This window comes from Mesorhizobium sp. KR2-14, from assembly GCF_040049255.1.
Taxonomy (GTDB): Bacteria; Pseudomonadota; Alphaproteobacteria; order Rhizobiales; family Rhizobiaceae; genus Pseudaminobacter.
In genome coordinates, this window is the sequence record NZ_JBDZDR010000009.1 from 89711 (window position 1) to 115792 (window position 26082).

Consider the following 26082-nt stretch of genomic DNA (forward strand, 5'->3'; position numbering starts at 1 on the left):
CAAGATGCTGACCTTGAAAAACATACCACTCAGCGCCTGGCTGGGGCTCATCGTCACCGGCGTGTTCGTCTTCGCCGCCGTCTTCGCGCCGTGGGTGGCGCCCTTCCCCAACGCCGCGATCGTCGGCGACGTGTGGGAGCCGATGTCGTCCACCCACTGGCTGGGCACCGACAATCTCGGCCGCGACCTGCTCTCGCGAATGATTTTTGGCGCGCGCACCACCATCCTGATTGCGGCCCTCGCCACCGCCCTGTCCTTCACCATGGGCTCGATCCTCGGCTTCACCGCCGCGGTCATCGGCGGCTGGCTCGACCAGACCATGTCGCGCGGCGTCGATCTTCTGATGTCGATCCCCACGCTCATCTTCGCGCTGGTGGTGCTCTCGGTGCTACCGGCCAATATCGCGACGCTGATCCTGGTCATGGGCGTGCTCGATTCCACCCGCGTCTATCGCCTCGCCCGCGCGGTCGCCGTCGACATCAACGTCATGGACTATGTCGAGGCGGCCAAGCTACGCGGGGAAGGCCGCGGCTGGATCATCTTCCGCGAGATCCTGCCCAACGCGCTCTCGCCACTGGTGGCGGAGCTTGGCCTGCGCTTCATCTTCGCAGTGCTGTTCCTGTCGGCACTGTCCTTCCTCGGGCTCGGCGTGCAGCCGCCGGAGGCCGACTGGGGCGGCATGGTCAAGGAAAACAAGGAAGGCATCGTGTTCGGCATTCCGGCCGCTCTCATCCCTGCCGCCGCAATCGCGGTGCTGGCCATCTCGGTCAACCTCGTGGCCGACTGGATCCTCAACCGCACCACCGACCTGAAGGGAGGCCGCGGCAATGGATAGGCTCGTATCCCAGACCGCCGAAGCAGCCGGCAAGCTGCTCGACATCCGCAACCTCAAGATCGAGGCCACCGTCTATCCTCCGGGCGAGGCGCCGCGCAACATCGTCATCGTCGATGGTGTGTCGGTGTCGCTCGAGCGCGGCAAGGTGCTCGGGCTCATCGGCGAATCGGGTGCCGGCAAGTCCACAATCGGCCTGTCCTCGATGGGCTACGGTCGCGGCGGCGTGCGCATCACCGGCGGCGAGGTCGTCCTCAACGGCCGCGATATCCTCAGGGGCGGCAAGCGCGGCCTGCGCGCCTTGCGCGGGCGCGAGGTCTGCTATGTCGCGCAGTCGGCGGCGGCTGCCTTCAACCCCGCCCACCGGCTGATGAAGCAGGTGGTGGAGGCCTCGCTCAAGCACGGCGTCTGCAGCCGCGCCGAGGCCGAGAAGCGCGCGGTCAATCTCTTCCGCAAGCTCAGCCTGCCGGACCCGGAAAACATCGGCAATCGCTTCCCGCACCAGGTCTCCGGCGGCCAGCTACAGCGCGTCATGACCGCCATGGCGCTGTGCTCGGAGCCCGACCTGATCGTCTTCGACGAGCCGACCACCGCGCTCGACGTCACCACCCAGATCGACGTGCTGGCCGCGATCAAGGAGGCGATCCGCGACACCGGCGTCGCCGCGCTCTACATCACCCACGACCTCGCGGTTGTGGCGCAAGTGGCCGACGAGATCGCGGTGTTGCGGCACGGCAAGCTGGTGGAATGGGGCGATACGCGCCAGATCATCACCCGGCCCACGCAGGAATACACCAGCCAGCTGGTCTCGGTTCACCAGATCGAGCACGAGGAGCACGCGCCCGGCAAGGCCCCGGCCCTGTCGGTCAAGAACGTCACCGCGGCCTATGGCGGCGGCGCCATCAAGGTGCTGAAGAACGTCTCGGTCGAGATTCCTGCCGGGCAGACGCTGGCCGTGGTGGGTGAATCCGGCTCGGGCAAGTCGACGCTGGGCCGGGCCATCACCGGCCTTTTGCCGCCACTCGAAGGCAGCATCACCTTCGGCGGCCGCACCCTGCCCAACCGGCTAGCCGACCGCAGCAAGGAAGACCTGCGCCAGTTGCAGATGATCTACCAGATGGCCGATGTGGCGATGAACCCGCGCCAGACGGTAGGCACCATCATCGGCCGGCCGCTGGAGTTCTATTTCGGCCTGCGCGGGCGCGAGCGCGACAGGCGCGTGGCCGAGTTGCTCGACAAGATCGAGATGGGCAAGGGCTTTGTCGACCGTTACCCGGCCGAACTGTCGGGCGGCCAGAAGCAGCGCGTCTGCATCGCCCGAGCACTGGCGGCCAAGCCGAGCCTGATCATCTGCGACGAGGTCACCTCGGCGCTCGACCCGCTGGTGGCGCACGGCATCCTTCAACTGCTGCTCGAACTGCAGAAAGAAGAGCAGGTCGGCTATCTCTTCATCACCCACGACCTCGCCACGGTGAAGGCGATAGCCGACTCCATCGCGGTGATGTATCGCGGCGAGATCGTGCGCTATGGGCCCAAGAGCGAAGTGCTGAAGCCGCCGTTCGACGCCTATACCGACCTGCTGCTCTCCTCCGTCCCGGAGATGGAAGTGGGCTGGCTGGAGAAGGCCATCGCGGGGCGCCGCATGGAAAGCGCGGGGAACTGACCCGGCCGGCCACATCGTTGCGCGTCAATTTCGGGCGCGCAACGACTGCCTAACCGCTTGATTCTACGTATCATCCTTCCCGAGAACCGATTCGGTTCTCGGGATTTCTTTGACATTGGAGCGGCCCATGGCGCTGAAGAACAAGCTGTTGCTCATCATCCTCGACGGCGTGCCCTATCGCAACTGGCGCCGGCTGTTCGGCAATCTCGAAGGCTGGGTGCAGTCGGGCGATGCGCGCGTTTGGAAGATGCGCTCCGTGCTGCCCTCCACCTCGGCCTGCTGCTATGCCTCCATCCACACCGGCGTGTCGCCGCAGGTGCACGGCATCCGCTCCAACGAGGATCGCTTTCGCGTCGAGCAGCCCGACCTGTTTTCCGAAATATCGAAGGCCGGCGGCAAGACCGGCGCGGTAACCCATTCCTACTGGTCGGAATTCTTCAACCGTTACCCCTTCGATCTCGTCGAAGACATGGAATATGACGAGCCCGGCGGCCCGATCACCCATGGCCGCTTCCACACCATGACCGGCTACAACCACAAGAACCAGATGACGCCGAGCGACGTCGACCTGTTCGCAACGCTGACCATGCTGACCAAGCGCCACGGCATCGACTACGGCATCCTGCACACCTGCACGCTGGACTCCATGGGCCACCGCTACGGCCACGACTGCGGCGAAATGGACCATGCCTGCTACGCCATGGACGGCATGCTGGCCGCCTTCCTGCCGAAATGGCTGGAGGCTGGTTACGAAGTGATGGTCACCGCCGACCATGGCCAGACCGACCGCGGCCACCACGGCGGCTCGGAAGCCGACCAGCAGGATTTTGCGCTGTATTATTTTGGCCAAGGCGAAGGCCCGCAGGGAGATGTTCTGCTCGACCAGCTGCAGCTTGCGCCGACGGTGCTTGACCGGCTCGGCGTGGAGATTCCGAGCACGATGAAGGCCAAGCCGTTCTTGGGATAAGCCCCGAAGCGCGCCGCGAGGATGAAGCGCGCGACTATCCCTCCCCCTTGAGGGGGTGAGGAGTGGTGGCCGAAGGCCGCGAAAAGCCAATGATTTGGCTTTTCGAACGCCGAACGCCCGGAGCCATAGCGGAGGGCCGGCAGTGCGCGACTTGTCCTTACCGCGCTCCAGTTATAGCAGGGCGCGGCATGGACCGACCCCTCCCGGCCCTCCGGGCCACCCTCCCCTCAAGGGGGAGGGAGACGCCGCGCTACGGAACGCGCTCAATACGGCCAGTCACCCTTTCCAAGCGCGCGCACCGCATCCACGATGCGCGTAAAGCTCTCCCGCGCACGGCCGACGGTGTGGCGGGCGCGCAGATAGCCGTGCACCAGGCCCGGCTCGTTGAACCACCAGGCCTTGCCGCCATTGGCCAGCACCCGGTCGCGATAGTCGCGGCCGTCGTCCGACAGCGGATCGCATTCGGCGGAGATGATGACCGTGGGCGGCAAGCCGGAAAAATCGCTGTCGTTGAAGGCTGCGAAAGTGGCATCCTCCGACACGTCCTTACCGCCCGAGCGCATCTGCTTGTAATAGTCCATGTCGCGCACGGTCAGTAGCGGCGCCTCGGCATGGGTCACATAGGAACCCTGCCCGAGCTTGCCGCCAAAGCCCGGATAGATCAGCACCTGGCCGATCGGCGCGCGGGCATGGCCGCGCGTGGTGTGCGACACGGCCGCCGCGAGATTGCCGCCGGCACTGTCGCCGCACAGAACAATCGGCTGCGTATAGGTCTTCGCCGCCCATTCGAAAGCGGCGCGGCAATCGTCATAGGCCGCCGGATGAATGTGCTCCGGCACCAGACGGTAGTCGACCGACACCACCTCATAGCCGGTGCGCTCGCAGATTTCGGCACAGACGTCGTCGTGGCTGTCGAGCCCGCCGAGGATAAAACCACCGCCGTGGAAATAGAGCACCACCGCCGCGTCGTTCGGCTCGGCGTTGCGATAGATGCGGACGGGGATGTTGTGGGTCGGCGTTTCGACGGCGGAATCCGCCGCCGTCACGCTTGCGGGATAGCCGGCATGGAACTCGCGGCACATCCGGTCGTAGGTGCGCCGCTGCTCCTCCACGCTGTGGTCGACCGCGTCCGGCGGATAGAAGCTGTTGGTGCGGTCGATGAAAGCCCAGGTCTCGGCATCGATCAGCTTGCTGTAGTCGGTCATCGGTCGTCCTCCTGCACTGCCATGCTATTTGCCCTTCCACACCGGGTCGCGCTTTTCGGCGAAGGCGCGAAAGCCTTCCATGTTGTCTTCCGAGGCGTAGAGCTCGTCGACGGTGCGGAACTTGCGCTTGGTTATCCAGTTCATGGCGTCCTGGAACTCCATCGCCTCGGCCTTGCGAGCCACTTCCTTGATGGAGGCGAAGACCAGTGGCGGGCCGCCGGCGAGCAGCCGGGCGATCTCCCAGACGCGGTCTTCCAGCTTGTCGGCCGGCAGCACCTCGTTGACGAGGCCCCAGCGATGCGCCTCGGCCGCATCCATCCAGCGGCCGGTCAGCAAAAGGTCCATGGCGACATGGTAGGGAATGCGCTTGGGCAGCTTGATCGTCGCCGCATCGGCGAGCGTACCGGCCTTGATTTCCGGCAGCGCGAATGAGGAATGCTCGGAGGCGTAGATCAGGTCGCAGGAGAGCGCCAGCTCGAAGCCGCCGCCCACCGCCATGCCGTTGACGCAGGCAATGACCGGCTTGTTCATGTCGCGCAGTTCCTGCAGGCCGCCGAAGCCGCCCACGCCGTAGTCGCCGTCGACGGCATCGCCATTGGCAGCGGCCTTCAGGTCCCAGCCGGCGGAGAAGAACTTTTCGCCGGCCGTCTTGACGATGCAAACGCGCAGCTCGGGATCATCGCGGAAAGACTGGAAGGTCAGGCCCAGCAGGCGCGAGGTGGCGAGGTCGATCGCATTGGCCTTGGGCCTGTCGAGCGTGACTTCGAGAATGGCGCCTTCGCGCCGGGTTTTTATGACATCGGACATTTTGGAAACCTCCCTGGCAGCTCAGCCTTCGGCCGCAACCGCAACCTTCTTCTCGTGAGAAGCGGCCACTGCCGCCTCGCCTTCGCTCGTCACCAGCAGCGCGTCGGCGATCCAGGCTCCCTTGCCCTCGCCGCAGACGATCAGCGGGTTCACGTCGAGTTCCTCGATCGTGGCCGCGCGTTCCTGGACAAAGCGCGAAATGGCGAGGATCGCGTCCACCGCCGCCGCCACATCGGCCTTGGCGCGGCCGCGATAGCCGTCGAGCAGCGGGTAGAGCCGCAGGCTCTTCAGCGCCGCCTCGACCTCTTCGCGCGATGCCGGCAAAAGCAGCGTGGCGCTATCCTTCAGCAGCTCGACCAATACGCCGCCGGTGCCCACGGTCATGACCGGGCCGAAAAGCGCATCGCGCGTGACGCCAACGATGAGTTCGGCAACGCCGCCCTCCACCATGCGCTCGACATAAAGGCCAGTGCCGAGCGGCAGCAGAGCCTCGGCGGTCACCCGCACTTCATCAGTGGATTTGAGGTTGAGTTTCACCGCGCCCAGCTCGCTCTTGTGAGCAACGCCCAACGCCTTCAGCGCGACGGGGAAGCCGAGCTTCTCGGCGGCCGCGACAGCCTCCGCGACGCTGGCCGCGCAGGCTCCCTGCGGCACTGCAAGACCTGCCGAACGGAGAAGTGCCTTGGCCTCGGCCTCGTCGGGCGTGTTGCGGGCCGAACCGGCAGTCGAATTTGCATTCGACCCGATGGCACCGCTTGCCGGACGCGCCCACGCCTCACCGATGAATGCCGCAGCCTCGGCCGCGTCCATCGCCTCGACGATGCCCTGCAGGGGCACGATGCCGCGCTTAAACAGTTCTGCCGCATGGGCTTCGGTGACGTTTTCGAGCATCGAGGCCACGATGGCGCCGCGGGCCTTGTTGGTCTTCAGCGCGGACTCGAAGGCGCGTACCGTCGGCCACCAGTCCGCGTCCGAGCAGCGGTCATTGCGCGGGAAGTCGAGCACCAGTATGTTGAGATCGAACCCGCCCGACACCATCGCGGTGAACGTGTCGGTCATGGCCGGCTCGTTGTTCCAGATGAAGGTGTGGTAGTCGAGCGGATTGGCCACCGCCACGAAGGAGCCGAGCGTAGCTTTGACGCGGGTCCAGTGCTCCTGCGTCAGTGCCGGGAAGCGCACTTTGCGGCCTTCCGCGCTGTCGGCCATCACCGAAGCTTCGCCGCCCGAACAGCTCATCGAAGACAGCGTGTAGCCGGGAAGTGGCCCGAAGGCGTGCAGAAGCTTCAGCGTCTCGAGGAAGGACGGGATCGAGTTGACCCGCGCAATGCCGAGGCGCTTCAGGAAGGCGTCGGACGCTGCGTCCGATCCCGCCAGCGAGGCGGTGTGCGAGACGGTGGCGGCACGCGCCTGTTCGGAACGGCCGACCTTCATCGCCACGATCGGCTTCTTCAGCTCGCGCGCCCGTGCTGCCAGCCGCTCGAAGCCGTCGACCTTGTCAAAACCTTCGATGTGCAGGCCAAGGCAGGAAACGCGGTCGTCCTCGATCAGGCCGAGCGCCATTTCGGAAAGGCCCGTCTGCGCCTGGTTGCCGGCCGTCATCAGGAACGAGATCGGCAAACCGCGCTGCTGCATGGTGATGTTGCAGGCGATGTTGGACGACTGCGTGATGATCGCCACGCCGCGCGTGCCCGGCTCCAGCCGTTGGCCGCCATGCTGGTCGGGCCACAGAAGCGCGCCGTCGGCATAGTTGATCAGGCCGTAGCAATTCGGCCCGATGACAGGCATGGAGCCCGCCGCCACAACCAGCTCGGCCTGCAGCCGCTCGCCGTCCTCATCGTCGGCGCCGGCTTCGAGGAAGCCGGAGGCAAAGCAGATTGCGCCGCCCGCGCCACGCTCGGAAAGCTCGCGAACGATGTCGATGGTGGCGAAGCGATTGACGCCGATGAAGACGGCGTCGGGCGCGCCCGGCAGGTCGGCGACGGAGGCATAGGCCTTTACCCCCTCCACCTCGTCGCGCTTGGGGTGCACCGGCCAGATGTCGCCGGCAAAGCCCATTTTCAGCGACTGCTTGACGACGTTAGGCGCAAACGAGCCGCCGCCGATGACCGCAATCGATTTGGGACGCAGGAGCCGTTCAAGACGCAGCATGGCTCAGCCTCCCACGGCGCGCAGCAGGGCGCGGCTGATGATGTGGCGCTGGATTTCCGACGTGCCTTCCCAGATGCGCTCGACGCGGGCGTCGCGCCAGATGCGCTCCAGCGGCAGGTCGTCCATCAGGCCCATGCCGCCATGGATCTGGATCGCCTCGTCGGCGATGAAGGCCAGAACCTCGGTAGCCTTGAGCTTGGCCATGGCCATGTCCTGGTCGGTCACGGTCCCCTGGTCGTATTTCCAGCCGGCTTCGCGGGTGAGAAGCTCCGCCGCCTTCAGCTCGGTCGCCATGTCGGCGAGCTTGAAGGAAACACCCTGGAACTTGCCGATCTGCTGGCCGAACTGCTCTCGCTGGGCGGCATATTCGATCGCATGGCCAAGCGCGCGCTCGGCACGTCCCAGACAGGTCGATGCGACCTGCAGGCGGGTTGCGCCGAGCCAGCTGTTGGCAACCTCAAAGCCTTTGTGGACCTCGCCCAGCACCTGGCTCCTGGGCAGGCGGCAGTTGTCGAATTCCAGGATGGCGTTGGTGTAGCCGCGATGCGAGACGTTGCGATAGCCGTCACGCACGGTGAAGCCCGGCGTGCCCTTGTCGACGAAGAAGGCGGTGATCTTCTTGCGCTTGCCGCGCGGAGAATCCTCCTCGCCCGAAGCCATGAAGACGATGGCGAAATCGGCGATGTCGGCATGCGAAATGAAGTGTTTCGTGCCGTTAAGGACAAAATCGTCGCCGTCCTGCACGGCGCTCGCCTTCATCCCGCGCAGGTCGGAGCCCGCGCCGGGCTCGGTCATGGCCAAGCAGTCCCACTTCTCGCCGCGGATGCAGGGATAGAGGTACTTTTCCTTCTGCTCGTCCGTGCCGGCGAGCAGGATGTTGGATGGACGCGCCACGCAGGTCCAGTGCAGCGCATAGTTGGCGCGGCCGAGTTCCTTTTCGTAGAGCAGCCAGGTCAGCGTATCGAGGCCCGCGCCACCGACTTCGGCTGGCATGTTGGCGGCATAGAGACCGGCCTCGATCGCCTTGGCCTTGATCTCGTCGATCAGCTCACGACGCAGGTGGCCGGTGCGCTCGACTTCCGCTTCATGCGGGTAGAGTTCGTTTTCGACAAAGGCCCGCGTCGTATCGACGATCAGGCGCTGTTCTTCGGTAAGCCCGAAATCCATGATTAACCTCCCATGCAGGTGGCTCGGTACAGCCACCTTGAATTCGACCCCCACTCCGGTTTGCTTCGCAAACCACCATTCGGGGGCGCCCCACCTGTCTCGCCCGTCCTTCGCCCACCCTCGATCGACGGGGCAAGGCAATTGCATATGGCGCGACTTACCCCCCACTCCGCCTCGCTTCGCTCGGCACCTCTCCCCCTCAAAAGGGGAGAGGAAGGGCGCCAGCTTCGCGGACGGTCTTTCCTCTCCCCCGTCGATCGGGGGGTCCGAAGGACGGGCGAGACCCGTGGCTCGCCCCGGAATGGTGTCGCGCGCAGCGCGACGGAGTGGGGGTCGAAAACCTCAGCGACACGAACCTTACGCCGCGGCCCTCTTCTTCGCCGCCGCCTTCTTCACCGGCTTCTCGGCCTTTGCCTTGGCGGCAGCCTTCGAAACCGGCTTTTTGGCGGCCAGTTTTGCGAGGCGCTTGGTGTAGTCGTTGTGCAGTTCGCCAGCGCCCCAACCCTTGCCCTTGTTCTGCTTGCCCAGCGCTTCCATGATGGCGACGAGGTTGTCGTCGCGGATCTTTTCGAGCTCGCGGATCGACCACTGCGCCGACTGGTCGTCGGACTGGCCGGCGATGAGATCGACCAGTTCGTCGTTGAACTCCGGCACGTCCATCAGCTTGGTCCACGGCCAGGACAGGCACGGGCCGAACTGGGCCATGAAGTGGCGCATGCCCGCCTCGCCGCCGGCGATCCGATAGACCTGGAACATGCCCATCTGCGCCCAGCGCAGGCCGAAGGAGTAGCGCATGATGTCGTCGAGTTCCTCGACCGAGCAGATGCCGTCCTTGATCAGCCACAGTGCCTCGCGCCAGGCCGCTTCCAGCAGGCGGTCGCCCACGAAGGCCTCGATTTCCTTGCGGATCACCACCGGCTTCATGCCGATGGAAGCGTAGAGCTCACGCGCCTTGTCGATGAAAGCCGCGGTGGTCTTCTCGCCGCCGACGATCTCGACAAGCGGCAGCAGATAGACCGGGTTGAACGGGTGGCCGACGACCAGGCGCTCCGGATGCTTCAGCGCCGGCTGCATGTCGGTGGGCTTGATGCCGGAGGTGGACGAGCCGATCAGCGCGTCGGCCGGGGCATGGGCGTCGATCTCGGCCAGCACCTTGTGCTTGATGTCGAGCCGTTCCGGCACGCTTTCCTGGATGAAGTCGGCGCCCGTCACCGCCTCGGCGATGGTCTTGGCGAAGGTCAGTTTGCCTTCCTTGGGCAGGCCGCCGGGCAGCATCTGCTTATAGGCGCGGCGCGCGCCCTTCATCACCTCGTCGACCTTGCGCGAGGCCTCGGGATCGGGATCGTAGATCGCAACGTCGATGCCGTTCAGCAACAGACGCGCGACCCAGCCCGCGCCAATGACTCCGCCGCCGATGGCGGCTGCTTTCTTGATACTGCTCATGCGGATGCTCCGGCTCTCTGGCTGGCTATTTCGGGATTGACGAGCGCGACGCGCTCGCCGACGCGGATGACCGCGGGATCGTAGGCCTGGCGGGAGAACACCTTCTCCACGATGGGCCGGAAGAAATCGAGCGGCAGGGTGTCAAAGTCGGGGTCGAAGCTCGACTGGTCCCACCGCTCGCAGAACTGGTCGCAGTCGTCGTAATAGGGGTGCCCGGCGAACCTGTCGCGCGCATGGCGATTGCCGCCGACATGATGCGCGTAATAGAGCCGCTGGAAATCCCCGTGCTTCTCGACCACCCAGTGGCACTGTTCGCGAACGAACGGCCGCAGGATCGCGGCTGCATATTCATCGTGGTTGTAGGGCGCGTAGATGTCGCCGATGTCATGTAGGAGGGCGCAGACGATCCAGTCGTCGTCGGCGCCATCGCGCCAGGCACGGGTGGCCGCCTGAACCGAGTGGCCAAGCCGCGTCACCTTGTAGCCCGACAGGCTCTCGTCGAGCTTTACCAGCGCGTCGAGAAGACGCCCGCCGGTCTTGGCGGCGAACTCGATCTCGTGCTCGGTGAGGAAGGCGTAATCCTCGCGGTCGCCATCCTTCATCGCCGTGAACTTGACCGTTTCCATGGCGTCTCCTCCCTTCTCCGCCTGGAAGCCCTTGCCGGCCTACGCCGCCACGGGCGCGCGCTTGGTGAGGTTCAGCTTCTGGCGCACTTCCTCCGGACCGATCACCCGGGCGCCCATGCGCTCGATGATGCCGACCGCGCGATCGACCAGCTGCGCGTTGGTGGCCAGCACGCCCTTGTCGAGCCACAGATTGTCCTCGAGGCCGACGCGGACATTGCCGCCGGCGATCACTGCGGCCGCTGCATAGGCCATCTGGTTGCGGCCGAGCGAGAAGGCAGACCAGTTCCAGTCCGACGGCACGTTGTTGACCATGGCCATGAAGGTGTTGAGGTCGTCCGGGGCGCCCCACGGCACGCCCATGCAGAGCTGCACCAGCGCGTCGGGTTTCAACACGCCTTCCGAAACCAGTTGCTTGGCGAACCACAGGTGGCCGGTGTCGAAAGCCTCGATCTCCGGCTTCACGCCCAGCTCGGTCATCATGCCGCCCATGGCGCGCAGCATGCCGGGCGTGTTGGTCATGACATAGTCGGCTTCGTTGAAGTTCATCGTGCCGCAGTCGAGCGTGCAGATCTCGGGCAGGCACTGGCGCACATGCTCCATGCGGTTGGACGCGCCGCCCATGTCGGTGCCCTGCTCCTTCAGCGGCAGCGGGGACTCGACCGGACCAAACACCATGTCGCCGCCCATGCCGGCGGTGAGGTTCAGCACCACGTCCACATTGGCGTCGCGGATGCGCTCGGTCACCTCGCGATAGAGATGCACGTCGCGGCGCGGCTTGCCGGTCTCGGGATCGCGGACATGGCAGTGGACGATGGCCGCGCCGGCCTTGGCCGCCTCGATGGCCGATTCGGCAATCTGCTTGGGCGAGCGCGGCACATGCGGGCTGCGGTCCTGCGTTCCGCCCGAGCCGGTCACGGCACAGGTGATGAAGACCTCGCGGTTCATGGAAAGCGGCATTAATTCCTCCAGTCGATCGGCGCGTCTGCCACCCGGTTGCACAAGCTCCGGATATCGCGCCGTTCCTCCATCGCGATCATTGCCTCCCTTGCGCGGCGCTGCTTTGCACTTTACGAACTCGCGTTGATGAAAAGCGAAAAGCCCTCAATCTTTCTTCCCGACCGTTCGCCGCTCAAGGTGACGATGCTGGTTTTCTCCGGCTGCTCGATCATGTGCGTGGCGTCCGCCGTCGATCCGCTGCGCGCGGCCAATCGCGTTTCGGGCGAAACCCTGTTCGACTGGAAGCTGGTTTCAGTGGACGGTGAGCCGCCGGTCACCACATCGGGCCTGCCGGTCGCGATCAGCGGAAAGTTCGATCCGGCAGAGAAAACGGACGTGCTGGCCATCATCGGCGGCTTCGGCACCAAGAACCAGGGCACCCCTGCCCTGCTCGCCGGGCTGCGACGCGTGGCGCGCTCGGCGCGCGCGGTGGGCGGCATCGAGGCCGGCACCTGGCTCGTCGGCCGCGCCGGACTGCTGGAAGGCCGCAGCGCCACCACGCACTGGGAGGACATGGAGGACTTTACCGCCGCCTTCCCGGGCGTCGACGTGCGGCCCGACCGCTACATCATCGACGGGCCGGTCTTCACTTCGGGCGGCGCTTCGCCCACCTTCGACCTGATGCTGCATCTCATCCGCTCGCGGCTGGGCATGGCGGTGGCGCTCGATGTCGCCAGCGTCTTCATCTACGACCAGGCGCGCGCCGCCACCGATGCGCAGCCGCTGGTTTCGCTCGGCCGGCTCGACGGCTACGACCCGCGGCTGGCGCAGGCGATCCGTCTGATGGAAGCGCATGTCGACCAGCCGCTGACGATCTCGGCCATCGCCCGCCGCGCCGGCGTGACCACACGCGCGCTGGAAAAGATTTTTGGCAAGTCGATCGGCGAGCCGCCTGGCGCCTATTACCTGCGCCTGCGGCTCAGCGCGGCGCGGCGGCTGGTGGTGGACACGGCCGTGCCCATGGCCGACATCGCCGCGCGCACCGGCTTCTCCAGCGCCGCCGGCTTTTCGCGCGCATTTGCCAAGGCGTTCGGCATGTCGCCGACGCAACTTCGGCGGCGTTGATTAGATCCGCGCCAGTATCCACTCGGCCGCCGCCGTTATGTCGGCCACGACCGCCGTCGGCGCAGGCTCGACCTGCCTTTCGTCGCCGACGCGGTATTTGCCCGTTCGCACAAGCAGCGCCGTGGCAAGTCCGGCACGCAGGGCGCCGGCGACATCGCCTTCGGCATCGTCACCCACCATCACAGCATCCTCTGGCAGGCATTCCATGCTGGCCAGTGCGGAGAGAAAAAAGCCCGTCGACGGTTTGCCGAGCACGGTAGCAGGCCGCCCGCAGGCGAATTCGAGCGCGCGGACGAAGGGGCCGGCATCGAGGCTGAGCTTGCCGTCGTCGTCCTTGAAGACGCGATTGTCGGCCAGCGCCAGAAACTCCGCGCCATCGTTCAAAGCGCGGAAGGCCGCATTGAGGCTCGCATAGTCGAAGGCGTTTGCCGCATCGCCGACGACGACCGCGAGCCGCTCGCCAGCCGGCATGTCGCGAAAATCCGGCTCCAGATCTGGGTGGATCAGCAGATGCGCCGAGCAACCATGCGCTGCGAGCCAGCCGCGCGCGGCTTGCGCGGGCGTGAAAAGCTCGGCCGCATCGACCTCGATGCCGAGCCTGTCCAGCCGCTCCAGCACCATCTGCTTGGTCGAGCGCGTCGTGTTGCTGACGAAGCGCAGCGGCAGCCCGGCCTCGCGTAGCCGGCGAACCGCGTCGGCAGCCCCTTCTATCGGGCTGTCGCCGTCATAGAGCACTCCGGCAAGATCCAGCAGCACGCCGCGTAGCATTGCCGAAGCATGGCGAATGGACCGCTTTGCGTCAAACCGGACGCAAGTCGAATGCGGGCGGCCACCGCCGCCCGGCATCAGACGTAGCGATTGACGACGTTCTCCAGCAGTTCCTGACGGCCGGACTTCGGCCGCGGCTCGATCTCGCTCTTCACCACGCGCTCGGCGATGTCCTCCAGCGTCAGCTTGCCGGACAGCATCGCGCTTGCCTCGGGCGACTTCCAGCCGCCATAGCGCGCCTCCAGCGGGTCCGATAGCGCCTTGTCCTCGATCATCCTGGCCGCTGCCTTCAGCCCGCGCGCGCAGCAATCCATGCCGCCGATATGGGCGATGAGCAGGTCTTCCGGATCGAGCGACTGGCGGCGCAGCTTGGCATCGAAATTGGTGCCGCCGGTCTTGAAGCCGCCGCCCAGGAGGATCTGGTAATAGGCCAGCGCCATCTCCGGCACATTGTTCGGGAACTGGTCGGTGTCCCAGCCCGACTGGTAGTCGTTGCGGTTCATGTCGATGGAGCCGAAAATGCCGAGTGCATTGGCAAGCGCCAGCTCGTGCTCGAAGGAATGGCCGGCAAGGATGGCGTGACCCTGCTCGATATTGACCTTCACCTCGTTCTCGAGGCCATAGCGCCTGAGGAAGCCGTAGACGGTGCCGACGTCGAAGTCGTACTGGTGCTTGGTCGGCTCCTGCGGCTTCGGCTCGATCAGGATCGTGCCCTTGAAACCGATCCTGTGCTTGTAGTCGACCACCAGCGACAGGAAGCGGCCCATCTGGTCGAGCTCGCGGCCCATGTCGGTGTTGAGCAGCGTCTCATAGCCCTCGCGCCCGCCCCACAGCACATAGTTCTCGCCGTTCAGCCGCTTGGTGACGTCGATGCACCTCTTCACCGTCGCGGCCGCATAGGCAAACACGTCCGGATCGGGGTTGGTCGCCGCGCCGGCCATGTAGCGGCGGTTGGAGAACAGGTTCGCCGTGCCCCACAGCAGCTTGACATCGGTCTCGCTCATCTTGCCGGCAAAATAGTCGCCGATCTCGTCGAGACGCGCAGCGCTTTCGGCGAAGTTGTCCGCCTCGGGGCGCACATCGGCATCGTGGAAGCAGAAATAGGGAACGCCGAGCAGCGAGAACATCTCGAAGGCCACGTCGGCCTTATGCTTCGCCAAGTCCATCGTGTCGCCGAACCACGGCCGCTCGAAGGTCTGGCCGCCGAACGGATCGCCGCCAGGCCAGGTAAAGGAATGCCAGTAGGCGACGGCAAAGCGCAGGTGGTCCTCCATGCGCTTGCCGAGCACGATCTCGTCGGGGTTGTAGAAGCGGTAGGCCAGCGGATTTGTGCTGTCGGGACCTTCATATCTGACAGGCTTGATGTCGCCGAAAAAGCCGGTGCTCACGATGAAACTCCTCTGATTGCCGGATAGAGTGCGCGATAGCGCCGATAGGCGGCGGCGTAGGCCTCGCCCAGCGCCGCATCTGGTTCGATGGTTTCCGCGGTCTCAGGCGTGGTGCAGACAGAGAGCGGGTCGGCTGTCTCGGCCGCGATAAGGCCGAGCCGAGCCGCACCGAAAGCAGCGCCGAAATCGCCATCGGCGGGCAGATCGACCGGCAGGCCGAGCGCCGTGGCGATCGCCTTCAGCCAGTAGCGGGAGCGCGAGCCGCCGCCGATCGCGGTGACCCGCGTGAGCTTGGTGCCGGCCGCCTGCAGCGCCTCGAGGCTGTCGCGGAAGGCAAAGGCCACGCCTTCGAGCACGGCCTGCGTGAGGGCCGCGCGGCCCGACTGACGGTCGAGCCGGGCAAAGACCCCGCGAATGCCGGCATCGTTATGAGGCGTGCGTTCGCCCGAGAGATAAGGCAGGAACGAAACTTCCGACGGCGCCCTCAGCCGCTCGCCCAGTTCGCCGGTCAGCTCGGCGGCACTCCGCCCGGTTATATCCGCCAGCCAGTTCAGCGAATCCGTCGCCGACAGGATCACGCCCATCTGGTGCCAGGTGCCCGGCAGCGCGTGGCAGAAAGTGTGGACGGCGCTTTCGGGGTTGGGGAGATAGGAGCCGTTTGCGGCAAACAGCACGCCCGACGTGCCGAGCGAGACGAAGGCGTGACCGGCCCGGACCGTGCCCATGCCGCAGGCCGAGGCCGCGTTGTCGCCCGCGCCGCCGGCGACAACCACGCTCGCCCCCATGCCCCAGTCGGCCGCAAGTTCCGGGCGCAGCATGCCCGAGACCTGGGTGCCTTCGACCAGACGCGGCATCTGCCCTTCGTCGAGCCCGGTCGCAGCCAGCAGTTCAGGCGACCAGCGCCGCGCAGCAACGTCGAGCCACGATGTGCCGGCCGCATCCGACATTTCCGAAACCTGCTCGCCGGTCAGCCACAGGCGCAGGAAATCCTTCGGAAGCAGAACCTTGGCGACCCGGGCAAATGTCTCCGGTTCGTTGTTCCTCACCCAGGCAAGCTTGGGCGCGGTAAACCCCGGAAAGACGATGTTGCCGGTGATTTCGCGGAAACGCGGATCGGCATCGAGCTCGGCTGCCTCGTCATGGCTGCGCGTATCGTTCCACAGGATGCACGGCCGAAGAACCTTGTCGCCCGTGTCCAGCAGCGTCGCGCCATGCATCTGGCCGGAGAGACCGATGCCCCTGACGGCGGCCAGTTCCCGCGGATGCGTGGCTTTCAGAGCGCCGATGGCCTCCTCCGTAGCGCGGATCCAGTCGGCCGGCGCCTGCTCCGACCAGCCGTGATGCGGGCGCGAAACTTCGAGCGCGCCGGTGGCCGAGGCGATGATCGCCTGCGCCTGGTCGATCAGCAGCGCCTTGACGCCGGAGGTGCCGAGATCCAGTCCGAGATACATGCTGCCCCTCCCGCTGGCCTAGCGCAGCACCCCGCGCCTCAAGCAACCGCATTACCGGCGCCCGCAGCGAAACGGCGCCGGTCTTTCCTCCTCCCCAGTTTCATAACAAATATGGCGGCGCGGGAAAGGTATTTTTTCGAGTCTCGTAAAAAACCTCTTCGGCAGGCACCCAACCCCGCAGTCAACCGCCGGACCTGACCGCGACGGTGGCGATGCCCGCACCCACCAGCAGCGTGCCGCCGGTCTTGTTGAAGATGCCGATTGCGCGCGGATTGCGCACCAGGTCCCGCGCCCGCGCCGCCACCAGCGCGTAACCGAAGGCATTGGCGAAGGCGAGCGCCAGGAAGGTGGCCTCGAAGATCACCATCTGGGTCAGGAAATCGGCATGGCGGTCGAGGAACTGCGGCAGGAAGGCCACGAAGAAGGTGATGCTCTTGGGGTTGAGCGCGGTGACCAGCCAGGCATGCACCATCATCTTCGCGGCCGAGGTGGCGTCCGTGCGCGGTTCGGCATTCAGCGCGCCGCCGGCGCGAAACAGCTTTATGCCGAGATAGACGAGATAGGCAGCACCTATCCATTTGAGGATGGTGAAGACCGTGGCCGAGGCGGCCAGCAGCGCGCCGATGCCCAGCATCGACAGCGTCATGGCCGTGAAATCGCCGAGTGCGACGCCCACCGCCATGGGCAGAGCCGTGCGCCAGCCCTGCCCCAGCGCGTAGGACACCACCAGCAGAATGGTGGGTCCGGGAATGATCAGGAGGACGGCCGATGCCGCCGCGAAGGCTGCCCAGGTTTCAAACGGCATGGGTATCTCCTTTGCTCGAAGGAAAGGATGAATCCCTGCCAGCGCGGCGAAGTAAAGGGCAAAGTATCATGCGCCGACATGGCGTTTTTTGCTTTGCCGCTCATGTGATGAGCTCCAGGCTGGCTGCGCAATCGCAGCCGGCGCCCTCGTGCGCGCGACATTCGGCTGCTTGAGCCATGCACCCGGCAAAGAAACGCGTCGGTTCAGTAGTAAATGACCTGCTCATGATTCCCTCTCGTTCAGGCGCCACGGGTAGGAAGCGGGCTGGCCGAGATTGTGACGCAAGCGAGGTCTTGCTGCGTCGCCACAGCGGGTGGATCGGCGTTTCGGGGCCGTTGCCAGGCGACCGGGTCGGGCAAAGCCATGCCACGCAAGGAGCCCGCGGCGCTTCACTTTTTGTCAACCATGATTGCTGAAAATGCGAATGGCTTTGATCGCAGGGTTTCGCGATTGCCAGAGCGTTTCGTCCAATCGTGGAATCGTGCCCGTGTCGCCAAAACCCGCCTTGCCGAAGTCCGTCCACTTCCAGCACCAACAGCCCGCCATGATCTCACGCCGCGCGGCGCTGATCGGCCTCGGCTCAGCCCTGCTCGGTACCGGTTGCTCCCGGACTGCCGATCTCGCAGCCATCCAGGTGGATGATTTTTCCACCGGCTCTGTCCGGCCGCGCATCAGCGTCGACAAACAGGTGACCAGCCCGGAGCTGATGTACGCCTCCTTCACCGACGGCGGCAACACGCTGCCGGAAATCCCCTTCGAGAAGATCAACCCAAAATTCCGCCGCCAGATCGTGGTCGACCCGACGGGCGAGCAGCCGGGCACCATCGTCGTGCATCTGCAGGAGCGGTTCCTCTATCTGGTCCAGCCCGGCGGTGATGCCATCCGCTACGGCGTAGGCATCGGCAAGCAAGGCTTCGTCTGGTCCGGCCGCGCCAACATCCAGTACAAGAAGGAATGGCCGACCTGGACGCCGCCGGCGGAGATGATCGGCAGAAGGCCGGAGCTGGAGAAGTTCCGCGGCGGCCAGCCCGGCGGCCTCACCAACCCGCTCGGCGCCCGCGCGCTCTACATCTTCAAGGACGGGAACGACACGCTGTTTCGCGTCCACGGCTCGCCGGAATGGTGGTCCATCGGCACGGCCGTGTCGTCCGGCTGCGTGCGCATGATCAACCAGGACGTGATCGACCTCTACAACCGCGTTCCGCCCGGAACGCCCATCGTCGTCGTTTAGCTGTCAGACTCTCCTCCCGCGGGAAAGCATCGGTCGAGAGCCGGCCGGAGCGGTCGTCTTGCCCAGTCTGCAAAGGCGCGCGCTCCAACTCGGCCAGGCTGGACTGCATTCGATGTAAGCGTTGGCACGATTGCAGAGTTTACCTGCCGCCATATTGCGCAAGGCCCGCCGCCACGCGACAATGCCCGAGGCAACAGGCAGAGGAACTTCCGACATGGCCGAGACATTCGTGATCGCGCAGGGTGGCGGGCCAACGGCCGTGATCAACCAGACCATGGCCGGGGCGGTTCTGGAGATCCGCAAGCGCCATCGAGGCGCACGCGTGCTCGGCGCGCGCCATGGCGTGCGCGGCATCCGCGACGGCGACTTTGTCGAGCTTTCCGCCCTGCCGGAAGCGCAGCTTCTTCAGATTGCCGCGACGCCGAGCGCAGCACTCGGCAGCACGCGCGACAAGCCGGACGAAGCCTATTGCGAGCTTATCCTGAAGGGGCTGCAGAAGGAGAAGGCGGACGCCTTCATCTACATTGGCGGCAACGACACCGCCGGCACGCAACAAATTCTCGCCGACGCCTCGGGCGGATCGATCGCCTTCGTGCATGCGCCCAAGACCATCGACAACGACCTGGTCGAGAACGACCACACGCCGGGCTTCATCTCCGCGGCCGAATTCGTCGCCGGCGCGTTCCTGAGCGTGGACCTGGATTTCCGCGCCCTGCCCGGCGTGTATGTCGGCATCGTCATGGGCCGGCACGCCGGGTTCCTGACCGCTGCCGCCGCCGCATGGCGCTATGACGAGCACAGCGGCCCGCATCTGGTCTATGTGCCGGAACGCGCCTTTTCCATGCCGCGCTTCATCGACGACGTGCGCGCGACCCTTGCTCGCCACAAGCGCTGCGTCGTCGCCGTCTCGGAGGGCGTGACGACCGAGGATGGCAGGGCACTGGTGGAAAGCCTGGTGCCGCCCGAGCGGCTGGAGCGCGATGACCACGGCAATGTGAAGCTCTCCGGCAGCGATCTCAGCATGGCCATCGAGCGTGGGCTGCAGGAGGCTCTGCCTGGCAAGCGGGCACGCGTGGACAATCTCGGCTACATGCCGCGCGGCTATATCGGCGCGATCAACGCCACCGACGCCGCCGAGGCCTTTCAGGCAGGCGCTTTTGCTGTGGAGACGGCCGCACAGGGCGGCGGTTCCGTGGCGCTTCAGTTCGATGGCCAAAAGACGGTGATCAGCCGGGTGCCGCTCACCGCCGTGGCCGGCAAGACCCGCCACATGCCGGAAGATTTCCTGAAGCCCGACGCCAACGACATTTCCGAGGCCGGGATGGCATATCTGCACCGCCTGGTGCCGCCCAAATTCCAGATCGGCAAGTCATTCGTCTGATCCGGAACCGTCCGAAAGCGGCGGGACACGAGCGGCGGCCGCCGCCGCCCGTGCGGGAAGTTTCGTGCTACTTGGCCTTGTGGGCGGCAAGCCACTCGTTGAGCTGCTTGATCTCGGCCTCCTGAGCCTTGATGATGTCCTCAGAAAGCTTGCGGATTTCGGGGTCCTTTCCGTATTCGAGCTGAACCCTGGCCATGTCGATGGCGGCTTGGTGATGCGGGATCATGCCGAGTGCGAAGTCGACATCCGGATCGCCGGTATATTCGATCTTGCCCATTGTCTCGTGCATCTTGTCCATGGCCTCCGTATAGCCCTTGGCCGCGGGCGAGGAAGCGCCTTCCGACATGGCCATGGCGCTCATGTCGTGGCCGCCGTGGGTCTCCTGCGCCAGCGCAATGCCGGCCATGCCTAGACCGAGGAACAGCGCAGCCGAAAAGGCCGCGAGCTTGCGATGAACACTCATGAAATCTTCCTTTTCAATGCTTGGAGGGAGAAACCTCGTCATTTGCGCGGGCGGCGCCGCCGCAGGCGGCCTCCGGACTGCCGGCGAGTTCGTCGAGGATCGGGCATTCCGGCCGCGCATCGCCGTGGCAGTTGTGCACGAGATGGCGCAGCGTCTCGCGCAGGCTTTCCAGTTCGGCGATCTTGCGATCGATCTCGCCGAGCTTGACCTCGGCAAGCGCCTTCACGTCGGCGCTTTCGCGATGGGTGTCGCCATAGAGCGACAGGAGTTGCCGGCACTCTTCGACCGAAAAGCCCAGGCTGCGTGACCGCTGCAGGAATTTCAGCCGATGGACATCGCTCATCGAATAGTCGCGGTAGCCGTTTTCCGCGCGGCCGGGCTTCAGCAACCCGATGTCCTCGTAGTAACGGATCGTCTTGGCCGGCAGGCCGGAGCGTTCCGATGCGTCACCGATATTCATGGTTGCGTCTCCTTCAGAGCTTCAGCGTGCGCAGGCGCAGCGCATTGGCGATCACCGACACCGACGACAGGCTCATGGCAGCCGCCGCCAGCATGGGCGACAGCAGCACGCCGAAGACGGGGTAGAGAACGCCTGCCGCGATCGGCACGCCGAGCGTGTTGTAGACAAAGGCGAAGAACAGGTTCTGCTTGATGTTGCGGATGGTCGCCTGCGCCAGCGTGCGGGCCCGCACGATGCCGGTGAGGTCGCCCTTCACCAGCGTGATGCCGGCGCTTTCCATGGCCACGTCCGCGCCGGTTCCCATGGCGATGCCGACATCGGCGGCGGTGAGCGCCAGCGCGTCGTTGACGCCGTCGCCGGCCATGGCGACGACCGAGCCCTTGGCGCGCAACTCGTCGATCAGAGCCTTCTTGCCCTCGGGCAGCACGTCGGCGCGCACCTCGTCGATGCCGAGCCGCGCCGCCACGGCCTTTGCCGTGCGCTCATTGTCGCCGGTCGCCATGATGATCTTCAGGCCCTTCTCGTGCAGCGCGCGGATCGCTTCGGCGGTGGTCGACTTGATGGGATCAGCGACGGCGACGATGCCCGCGAGCTTGCCGTCGACGCCGACGAACATCGCGGTCCGGCCGTCGGCGCGCAGCGCATCGGCCTTGGCGGCGAGCCCATCGCCGTCAACGCCCGCCTCGTCCATCATGGCGCGGTTGCCAAGTGCTACCTTCCTGCCCGCCACGGCACCGGCAACGCCCTTGCCGGTCACGGCATGGAAGTCCGCGACATCGACCAGCGCCGCACCGCGCACCTTTGCCCCCTCGACGATCGCGTCTGCCAGCGGGTGCTCCGAAGCCCTTTCAAGGCTCGCCGCGAGCGTCAGAAGCTCGGCTTCGTCAAAGCCGTTGGCGGTGACGACATCGGTCAGCACGGGCCGGCCCTCGGTCAGCGTTCCGGTCTTGTCGACGATCAGCGTGTCGACGTGGGCGAAACGCTCCAACGCCTCGGCGTCCTTGATCAGCACGCCAGCCTGCGCGCCACGTCCGGTCGCGGTCATGATCGACATCGGCGTGGCAAGTCCCAGCGCACAGGGGCAGGCGATGATGAGCACCGACACCGCCGAGACGATGGCGAAGATCATCGCCGGCTCCGGGCCGAAGATCGCCCACGCGAGGAAGGAGACGATGGCGGACAGTACCACCGCCGGCACGAAATAATAGGCGACGCGATCGGCAAGCCCCTGGATCGGCGCGCGGCTGCGCTGCGCCTTGGCGACCAGCGCCACGATCTGCGACAGCATGGTGTCGGCGCCGACCTTCTCGGCGTGCATGACCAGCGAGCCGTTCTTGTTGATGGTGCCGCCGGTGACCGGGTCGCCCTGCGTCTTCTCCACCGGCAGGGACTCGCCCGTGATCATGGATTCGTCCACTGACGAGCGGCCCTCGACCACGACGCCATCGACCGGCACGCTTTCGCCCGGCCGGATGCGCAGCCGGTCGCCCACCTGGACCTCGTCCAGCGGCACGTCGACCTCCGAGCCATCGGTGCCGATCCGCCGCGCCGTCTTCGGCGCAAGGTCGAGCAGCGCGCGGATTGCCGAGCCGGTGCGCTCGCGCGCCTTCAGCTCCAGCACCTGGCCCAGAAACACCAGCGCCACGATGACGGCCGCCGCCTCGAAATAGACCGGCACCGCACCGCCATGGCCGCGGAACGAATGCGGGAAGGCGGCGGGGAACAGCGTGGCGACGACGCTGTAGAGATAGGCCGCGCCGACGCCGATTGCGATCAGCGTCCACATGTTGGGGCTGCGGTTGACGATGGATTCCCAGCCACGATGGAAGAACGGCCAGGCTGCCCACAGCACCACCGGCGTGGCCAGCACCAGCTCGATCCAGACGGCAAGCCGCTCGCCGAACCAGTCGCGCACCGGCAGGCCGACCATCGGGCCCATGGCAAGGACCAGAAGCGGGATCGACAGCGCCGCGCTGACCCAGAAGCGGCGGGTGAAATCGATGAGCTCGGGGTTCGGCCCCTCTTCGCCGGTGGGCACGCCCATCGGCTCCAGCGCCATGCCGCATTTCGGACAGGAACCCGGCTTGTCGCGGATGATCTCCGGATGCATGGGGCAGGTGTATTGCGTGCCCGCCGGCATCGGCTCCGGCGCCGGACGGTCGCCGAGATATTTTTCGGGTGCGGCCTCGAACTTGGTCTTGCAGCCGGCCGAGCAGAAATAGAAGACCTGCCCCTCATGGCGCGCGAAATGCTTCGCGGTCGCGCGGTCCACCTTCATGCCGCATACCGGATCTGTCGCCTGCAGATAGTTCTCCGGCGCCTTGATGAACTTGTCGCGGCAGGACGCGCAGCAGAAATGGTAGACGTGCCCCATGTACTGGGCCGTCGGCTTGCCGGCGGCCGGATCGACGGTCATCCCGCAGACAGGGTCGCGAACGACTTCCGCGGAGAGCGCATCGCCGCCTCCGTGCGACTGGCAGCAGCTTGCGTGTTGATGATGTTTCATCGCTCCAAATCCATGTCCGGCTTCATATAGGATCGGAAGCTAGGGCTTCCAGTAACTGGAAGGTCAAGGGCGTGGGCGAATTTTTCTGAAGTTGACAAGAAGGGCAACTTAGCCCTTCCAAGGAATCGGGTGCCAAATCACCCCGTGAAGTGCGGTCGGCAGGCGGCAAGCGCCGCCCTTCGTCCGGTCCGCTCAATCATTGAAGCAGCGCACGATCTTCTCACGCAGCTTTGGCGGACTGTGCGCTGGGAAAGGAGCCGCGATGAAACGCGTCGAGCTGCTTGCTCGCCTGAAGTCCGTGCAGAGCCACGACCTCGTCAGAGGCAAGGACATCACCACCATGACCCCATTCATGGACAACAAGGCACTTGAGCAGCACATAGCGCACTTCGAGAAGATCATCGAAGAGCAAGGGAAAAAGGCGAGCTAAGGCCTCTCCCGCAAATTCCCGGTGGCATGAGATGCTTTCGGGGCGTCGGCCTGAGGCCAACGCCCACGCCGTGGCTTGGCCTAGGTAACGGCCGTGCGCACGGCGAAGCGCTTGTCCTGCCAGGCGCCCGTCGCGAGGATGTCGCGCAGCACCTCCACCGCATCCCATACGTCGCGATAGCCGACATAGAGCGGCGTGAAGCCGAAGCGCATCACATTCGGCGCGCGGAAGTCGCCGATGACGCCACGCTCGATCAGCGCCTGCATGATCTCGTATGAATTTTCATGCGAGAACGAGACCTGGCTGCCGCGCCGCGCGCCCTCGCGCGGACACTCCAGCTCGACGCCGTATTCGCCGCACCGCGCCTCGACGAGCTGGATGAACAGCTCGGTCAGCTCGATGCTCTTCTTGCGCAGCAGCGTCATGTCGACATCGTCCCACACGTCGAGCGCACCCTTCAGCGCGCGCAACGACAGGATCGGCTGCGTGCCGCACAGGAAGCGGCGGATGCCGGGGCTTGCCTCATAGCCCTGCGTGAAGGCGAACGGCCTGGCGTGGCCCCACCAGCCCGACAGCGGCTGCTGGATCCGGTCATGATGACGCTTGGCCGCAAAGATGAAGGCCGGGGCGCCCGGGCCGCCATTGAGATATTTGTAAGTGCAGCCCACGGCCATGTCGGCATCGGCGCCGTTGAGATCGACCGGCAGCGCACCCGCCGTATGGCAAAGGTCCCACACCACCAGCGCGCCGGCGGCATGTGCCCTGGCGGTCAGCGCCGCCATGTCGCGCAGCTCGCCGGACTTGTAGTTGACGTGGTTGACCAGAACCACCGCCACGCTGTCGTCGATCAGGTCCTCGATGTTCTCGGCATCGACGCCTTCTAGGCGGATGGTCACGCCCGGTCGCGTGGCCGCCACGCCCTCGGCCATGTAGAGGTCAGTCGGAAAGCTGTCGCCCTCGGCCACGATCACCGAACGGCCGGGCCGCATCGACAGCGCCGCGTGCAGGGCCTTGTAGATGTTGGTCGAGGTGGTGTCGCAGACCACGGTCTCGCCGGCTTCCGCGCCGATGAGCCGGCCGACCTTGTCGCCCAGTTCGACGGTGAGGTCGAACCAGCCCGCCTTGTTCCAGCTGCGGATCAGGCCCTCGGCCCATTCTTCCCGCGCCGCCTTGTCCAACTCGACGAAGACATTCTTGGAAGCTGCGCCAAGCGAGTTTCCGTCGAGATAGATCACGCCTTCCGGCAGCACGAAGCGGTCGCGCATGTGGCGCAGCGGATCGGCGGCATCGCGGGCTTCGATCGACGCCAGGTCGGGAATTGCAGTCATGACTTCGACTATCCTCGTATTATTCGCGGAAGGCTTCGCGGGCGGGGGCCGGGCCGCGGCTGCGGCCGCGGCGCAGGCTCGGCAACGCCAGCATGGCGAGCACGAACAGGCCGGTGGCGAGCTTCAGGTCCGGGGGCGGCATGCCGGCCGCAAGGCAGAGCGACACGAGCTGGTAGTAGACAATGGCGCCGACGAAAGGCGCCGTCAGCTGGCGCAAGACCGTCTGCTTGCCGACGATGGCCTCGCCGATCATCAGTGCGGCCAGGCCGTTGATGAGGATGCCGAGACCCATGTTGACGTCGGCAAAGCCCTGCGACTGCACCATCACCGCCCCGCTGAGCGCGGAGAAGGCGCCGGCCAGCCCGACGCCGCCGATGGTCGCGGCCCAGACATTGATGCCCTGCGCCTCGGCCATATCAGGATTGGCGCCGACGGCGCGAACCGCCGTGCCCTGCTCGGTCTTGAAGAACATGTTGAGCAGGATGAACACGATGAGCGCGATCAGGCCGGCCGCAATGATCTTGCTGACCGGGAAGCCGGGCTGCACGAAGGGCACCCAGTCGAACACGGTGGGCGCACCGAACACCGACAGGTTGGACTTGCCCATGATGCGCAGATTGATGCTGTAGAGCATCGTCATCATGAGAATGCCGGCCAGCAGCGTGTGGATGCGGAAGCGCAGATGAATGAAGGCCGTGCAGCAGCCGGCGGCGAAGCCGGCCAGCAGCGCGCAGGCAATCGCCGTCAGCGGCGAAGCCCCGGCGGCCAACATGACGCCGCATACGCAGCCGCCGAGCGGAAACGCGCCCTCGCTGGTCAGGTCGGGGAAGCTCAGCATGCGGAAGGGAATCATGATGCCCAGCACCACGAAGCTGAGGATCAGGCTCTGCGCGAGCGTGACGGGAATGAGCGAGATGAAGCTCGCAACGGTGGTTTGAACGAAATCCAGCAT

23 protein-coding genes are annotated in these 26082 nt (G+C 65.6%); 7 read left to right on the top strand and 16 right to left on the bottom strand.

Annotated elements, in window-relative coordinates; genetic code table 11:
* Nucleotides 1–4: 4 nt before the first annotated feature.
* The 3 genes from ABLE86_RS19750 (at nt 5) to ABLE86_RS19760 (ending at nt 3462) form a co-directional block, all read left to right on the top strand.
* Entirely contained in the window at nt 5–835 is an 831-nt protein-coding gene (locus ABLE86_RS19750; protein WP_348780697.1) for an ABC transporter permease, read from the top strand.
* Entirely contained in the window at nt 828–2495 is a 1668-nt protein-coding gene (locus tag ABLE86_RS19755) for an ABC transporter ATP-binding protein (RefSeq protein WP_348780698.1), read from the top strand. Before ABLE86_RS19750 ends, ABLE86_RS19755 begins: the two co-directional genes overlap by 8 nt.
* 127 nt (nt 2496–2622) lie before the next feature.
* Nucleotides 2623–3462, top strand: a complete 840-nt coding sequence (locus ABLE86_RS19760) for an alkaline phosphatase family protein (protein ID WP_348780699.1) — start codon at nt 2623–2625, stop codon at nt 3460–3462.
* A 263-nt stretch (nt 3463–3725) separates the two neighbouring features.
* Here the strand turns inward: ABLE86_RS19760 and ABLE86_RS19765 are convergent, their stop codons facing one another.
* From ABLE86_RS19765 to ABLE86_RS19795, 7 genes are all read right to left on the bottom strand, one after another.
* Nucleotides 3726–4667, bottom strand: coding sequence for an alpha/beta hydrolase (locus ABLE86_RS19765; protein ID WP_348780700.1), 942 nt, complete (start codon nt 4665–4667; stop codon nt 3726–3728).
* A gap of 24 nt (nt 4668–4691) precedes the next feature.
* Nucleotides 4692–5474, bottom strand: coding sequence for a carnitinyl-CoA dehydratase (locus ABLE86_RS19770; RefSeq protein ID WP_348780701.1), 783 nt, complete (start codon nt 5472–5474; stop codon nt 4692–4694).
* Nucleotides 5475–5495: 21 nt separating this feature from the next.
* Nucleotides 5496–7622 (bottom strand): acetate--CoA ligase family protein, encoded by a 2127-nt coding sequence (locus ABLE86_RS19775; protein WP_348780702.1) that lies wholly within the window; start codon nt 7620–7622, stop codon nt 5496–5498.
* A 3-nt stretch (nt 7623–7625) separates the two neighbouring features.
* Nucleotides 7626–8789 carry an acyl-CoA dehydrogenase family protein gene (locus ABLE86_RS19780; protein WP_348780703.1) on the bottom strand — a complete coding sequence of 388 codons (1164 nt, stop codon included), beginning with the start codon at nt 8787–8789 and terminating at the stop codon, nt 7626–7628.
* Nucleotides 8790–9146: 357 nt separating this feature from the next.
* Entirely contained in the window at nt 9147–10232 is a 1086-nt protein-coding gene (locus ABLE86_RS19785) for a carnitine 3-dehydrogenase (protein WP_348780704.1), read from the bottom strand.
* Nucleotides 10229–10858, bottom strand: a complete 630-nt coding sequence (locus ABLE86_RS19790) for an HD domain-containing protein (RefSeq protein ID WP_348780705.1) — start codon at nt 10856–10858, stop codon at nt 10229–10231. The genes ABLE86_RS19785 and ABLE86_RS19790 overlap by 4 nt, the downstream gene beginning before the upstream one ends.
* Before the next feature lie 39 nt (nt 10859–10897).
* Nucleotides 10898–11815, bottom strand: coding sequence for a 3-keto-5-aminohexanoate cleavage protein (locus ABLE86_RS19795; RefSeq protein ID WP_348780706.1), 918 nt, complete (start codon nt 11813–11815; stop codon nt 10898–10900).
* 123 nt (nt 11816–11938) lie between these two features.
* Here ABLE86_RS19795 and ABLE86_RS19800 point away from each other — a divergent pair, with 123 nt between their 5' ends.
* Nucleotides 11939–12919 (top strand): GlxA family transcriptional regulator, encoded by a 981-nt coding sequence (locus ABLE86_RS19800; protein ID WP_348780707.1) that lies wholly within the window; start codon nt 11939–11941, stop codon nt 12917–12919.
* Here the strand turns inward: ABLE86_RS19800 and ABLE86_RS19805 are convergent, their stop codons facing one another.
* From ABLE86_RS19805 to ABLE86_RS19820, 4 genes are all read right to left on the bottom strand, one after another.
* Nucleotides 12920–13687, bottom strand: a complete 768-nt coding sequence (locus tag ABLE86_RS19805) for a TIGR01458 family HAD-type hydrolase (RefSeq protein ID WP_348780708.1) — start codon at nt 13685–13687, stop codon at nt 12920–12922.
* Between the two features lie 77 nt (nt 13688–13764).
* On the bottom strand, nt 13765–15075 hold the full coding sequence (gene xylA / locus ABLE86_RS19810) for a xylose isomerase (protein ID WP_348780709.1): 1311 nt from the start codon (nt 15073–15075) through the stop codon (nt 13765–13767).
* The gene (gene xylB / locus ABLE86_RS19815) at nt 15072–16526 is read right to left on the bottom strand and encodes a xylulokinase (protein WP_348780710.1); all 1455 of its coding nucleotides are present in this window, start codon (nt 16524–16526) and stop codon (nt 15072–15074) included. The genes xylA and xylB overlap by 4 nt, the downstream gene beginning before the upstream one ends.
* 181 nt (nt 16527–16707) lie before the next feature.
* Nucleotides 16708–17331, bottom strand: a complete 624-nt coding sequence (locus ABLE86_RS19820; RefSeq protein WP_348780711.1) for a LysE family translocator — start codon at nt 17329–17331, stop codon at nt 16708–16710.
* A 544-nt stretch (nt 17332–17875) separates the two neighbouring features.
* Here ABLE86_RS19820 and ABLE86_RS19825 point away from each other — a divergent pair.
* The gene (locus tag ABLE86_RS19825; RefSeq protein ID WP_348780769.1) at nt 17876–18562 is read left to right on the top strand and encodes a L,D-transpeptidase; all 687 of its coding nucleotides are present in this window, start codon (nt 17876–17878) and stop codon (nt 18560–18562) included.
* Between the two features lie 214 nt (nt 18563–18776).
* Nucleotides 18777–19943, top strand: coding sequence for a diphosphate--fructose-6-phosphate 1-phosphotransferase (locus ABLE86_RS19830; protein WP_348780712.1), 1167 nt, complete (start codon nt 18777–18779; stop codon nt 19941–19943).
* Between the two features lie 67 nt (nt 19944–20010).
* Here ABLE86_RS19830 and ABLE86_RS19835 read toward each other — a convergent pair whose 3' ends face one another.
* The 3 genes from ABLE86_RS19835 to ABLE86_RS19845 all read right to left on the bottom strand — a co-directional run bounded on the left by ABLE86_RS19835 (nt 20011) and on the right by ABLE86_RS19845 (nt 23372).
* Entirely contained in the window at nt 20011–20349 is a 339-nt protein-coding gene (locus tag ABLE86_RS19835; protein ID WP_348780770.1) for a DUF305 domain-containing protein, read from the bottom strand.
* 70 nt (nt 20350–20419) lie between these two features.
* The gene (gene cueR / locus ABLE86_RS19840; RefSeq protein WP_348780713.1) at nt 20420–20866 is read right to left on the bottom strand and encodes a Cu(I)-responsive transcriptional regulator; all 447 of its coding nucleotides are present in this window, start codon (nt 20864–20866) and stop codon (nt 20420–20422) included.
* A 13-nt stretch (nt 20867–20879) separates the two neighbouring features.
* Nucleotides 20880–23372 carry a heavy metal translocating P-type ATPase gene (locus tag ABLE86_RS19845; protein ID WP_348780714.1) on the bottom strand — a complete coding sequence of 831 codons (2493 nt, stop codon included), beginning with the start codon at nt 23370–23372 and terminating at the stop codon, nt 20880–20882.
* Nucleotides 23373–23634: 262 nt separating this feature from the next.
* On the opposite strand from ABLE86_RS19845, the gene ABLE86_RS19850 reads away from it, so the two are divergent.
* The gene (locus ABLE86_RS19850) at nt 23635–23802 is read left to right on the top strand and encodes a hypothetical protein (RefSeq protein WP_348780715.1); all 168 of its coding nucleotides are present in this window, start codon (nt 23635–23637) and stop codon (nt 23800–23802) included.
* 80 nt (nt 23803–23882) lie between these two features.
* Here the strand turns inward: ABLE86_RS19850 and kynU are convergent, their stop codons facing one another.
* Nucleotides 23883–25130: a kynureninase gene (gene kynU / locus ABLE86_RS19855; RefSeq protein ID WP_348780716.1), complete on the bottom strand. Its 1248-nt coding sequence runs from the start codon at nt 25128–25130 to the stop codon at nt 23883–23885.
* 19 nt (nt 25131–25149) lie between these two features.
* Complete coding sequence (locus ABLE86_RS19860) at nt 25150–26079, bottom strand: ABC transporter permease (RefSeq protein ID WP_348780771.1); 930 nt, start codon at nt 26077–26079, stop codon at nt 25150–25152.
* Between the last annotated feature and the right edge of the window lie 3 nt (nt 26080–26082).

Excerpts from the sequence above, each read along its gene's own strand:
- xylB (WP_348780710.1), bottom strand. The coding sequence starts at position 16,526 with ATGTATCTCGGACTGGATCTCGGCACCTCCGGCGTCAAGGCGCTGCTG.
- ABLE86_RS19845 (WP_348780714.1), bottom strand. The coding sequence starts at position 23,372 with ATGAAACATCATCAACACGCAAGCTGCTGCCAGTCGCACGGAGGCGGC.
- ABLE86_RS19755 (WP_348780698.1), top strand. The coding sequence starts at position 828 with ATGGATAGGCTCGTATCCCAGACCGCCGAAGCAGCCGGCAAGCTGCTC.
- ABLE86_RS19830 (WP_348780712.1), top strand. The coding sequence starts at position 18,777 with ATGGCCGAGACATTCGTGATCGCGCAGGGTGGCGGGCCAACGGCCGTG.
- ABLE86_RS19835 (WP_348780770.1), bottom strand. The coding sequence starts at position 20,349 with ATGGCCGGCATTGCGCTGGCGCAGGAGACCCACGGCGGCCACGACATG.
- ABLE86_RS19825 (WP_348780769.1), top strand. The coding sequence starts at position 17,876 with ATGATCTCACGCCGCGCGGCGCTGATCGGCCTCGGCTCAGCCCTGCTC.
- ABLE86_RS19785 (WP_348780704.1), bottom strand. The coding sequence starts at position 10,232 with ATGAGCAGTATCAAGAAAGCAGCCGCCATCGGCGGCGGAGTCATTGGC.
- cueR (WP_348780713.1), bottom strand. The coding sequence starts at position 20,866 with ATGAATATCGGTGACGCATCGGAACGCTCCGGCCTGCCGGCCAAGACG.
- ABLE86_RS19820 (WP_348780711.1), bottom strand. The coding sequence starts at position 17,331 with ATGCCGTTTGAAACCTGGGCAGCCTTCGCGGCGGCATCGGCCGTCCTC.
- ABLE86_RS19850 (WP_348780715.1), top strand. The coding sequence starts at position 23,635 with ATGAAACGCGTCGAGCTGCTTGCTCGCCTGAAGTCCGTGCAGAGCCAC.
- ABLE86_RS19770 (WP_348780701.1), bottom strand. The coding sequence starts at position 5,474 with ATGTCCGATGTCATAAAAACCCGGCGCGAAGGCGCCATTCTCGAAGTC.
- ABLE86_RS19760 (WP_348780699.1), top strand. The coding sequence starts at position 2,623 with ATGGCGCTGAAGAACAAGCTGTTGCTCATCATCCTCGACGGCGTGCCC.
- ABLE86_RS19765 (WP_348780700.1), bottom strand. The coding sequence starts at position 4,667 with ATGACCGACTACAGCAAGCTGATCGATGCCGAGACCTGGGCTTTCATC.
- ABLE86_RS19750 (WP_348780697.1), top strand. The coding sequence starts at position 5 with ATGCTGACCTTGAAAAACATACCACTCAGCGCCTGGCTGGGGCTCATC.
- ABLE86_RS19790 (WP_348780705.1), bottom strand. The coding sequence starts at position 10,858 with ATGGAAACGGTCAAGTTCACGGCGATGAAGGATGGCGACCGCGAGGAT.
- kynU (WP_348780716.1), bottom strand. The coding sequence starts at position 25,130 with ATGACTGCAATTCCCGACCTGGCGTCGATCGAAGCCCGCGATGCCGCC.
- ABLE86_RS19780 (WP_348780703.1), bottom strand. The coding sequence starts at position 8,789 with ATGGATTTCGGGCTTACCGAAGAACAGCGCCTGATCGTCGATACGACG.
- ABLE86_RS19805 (WP_348780708.1), bottom strand. The coding sequence starts at position 13,687 with ATGCTACGCGGCGTGCTGCTGGATCTTGCCGGAGTGCTCTATGACGGC.
- ABLE86_RS19795 (WP_348780706.1), bottom strand. The coding sequence starts at position 11,815 with ATGCCGCTTTCCATGAACCGCGAGGTCTTCATCACCTGTGCCGTGACC.
- ABLE86_RS19775 (WP_348780702.1), bottom strand. The coding sequence starts at position 7,622 with ATGCTGCGTCTTGAACGGCTCCTGCGTCCCAAATCGATTGCGGTCATC.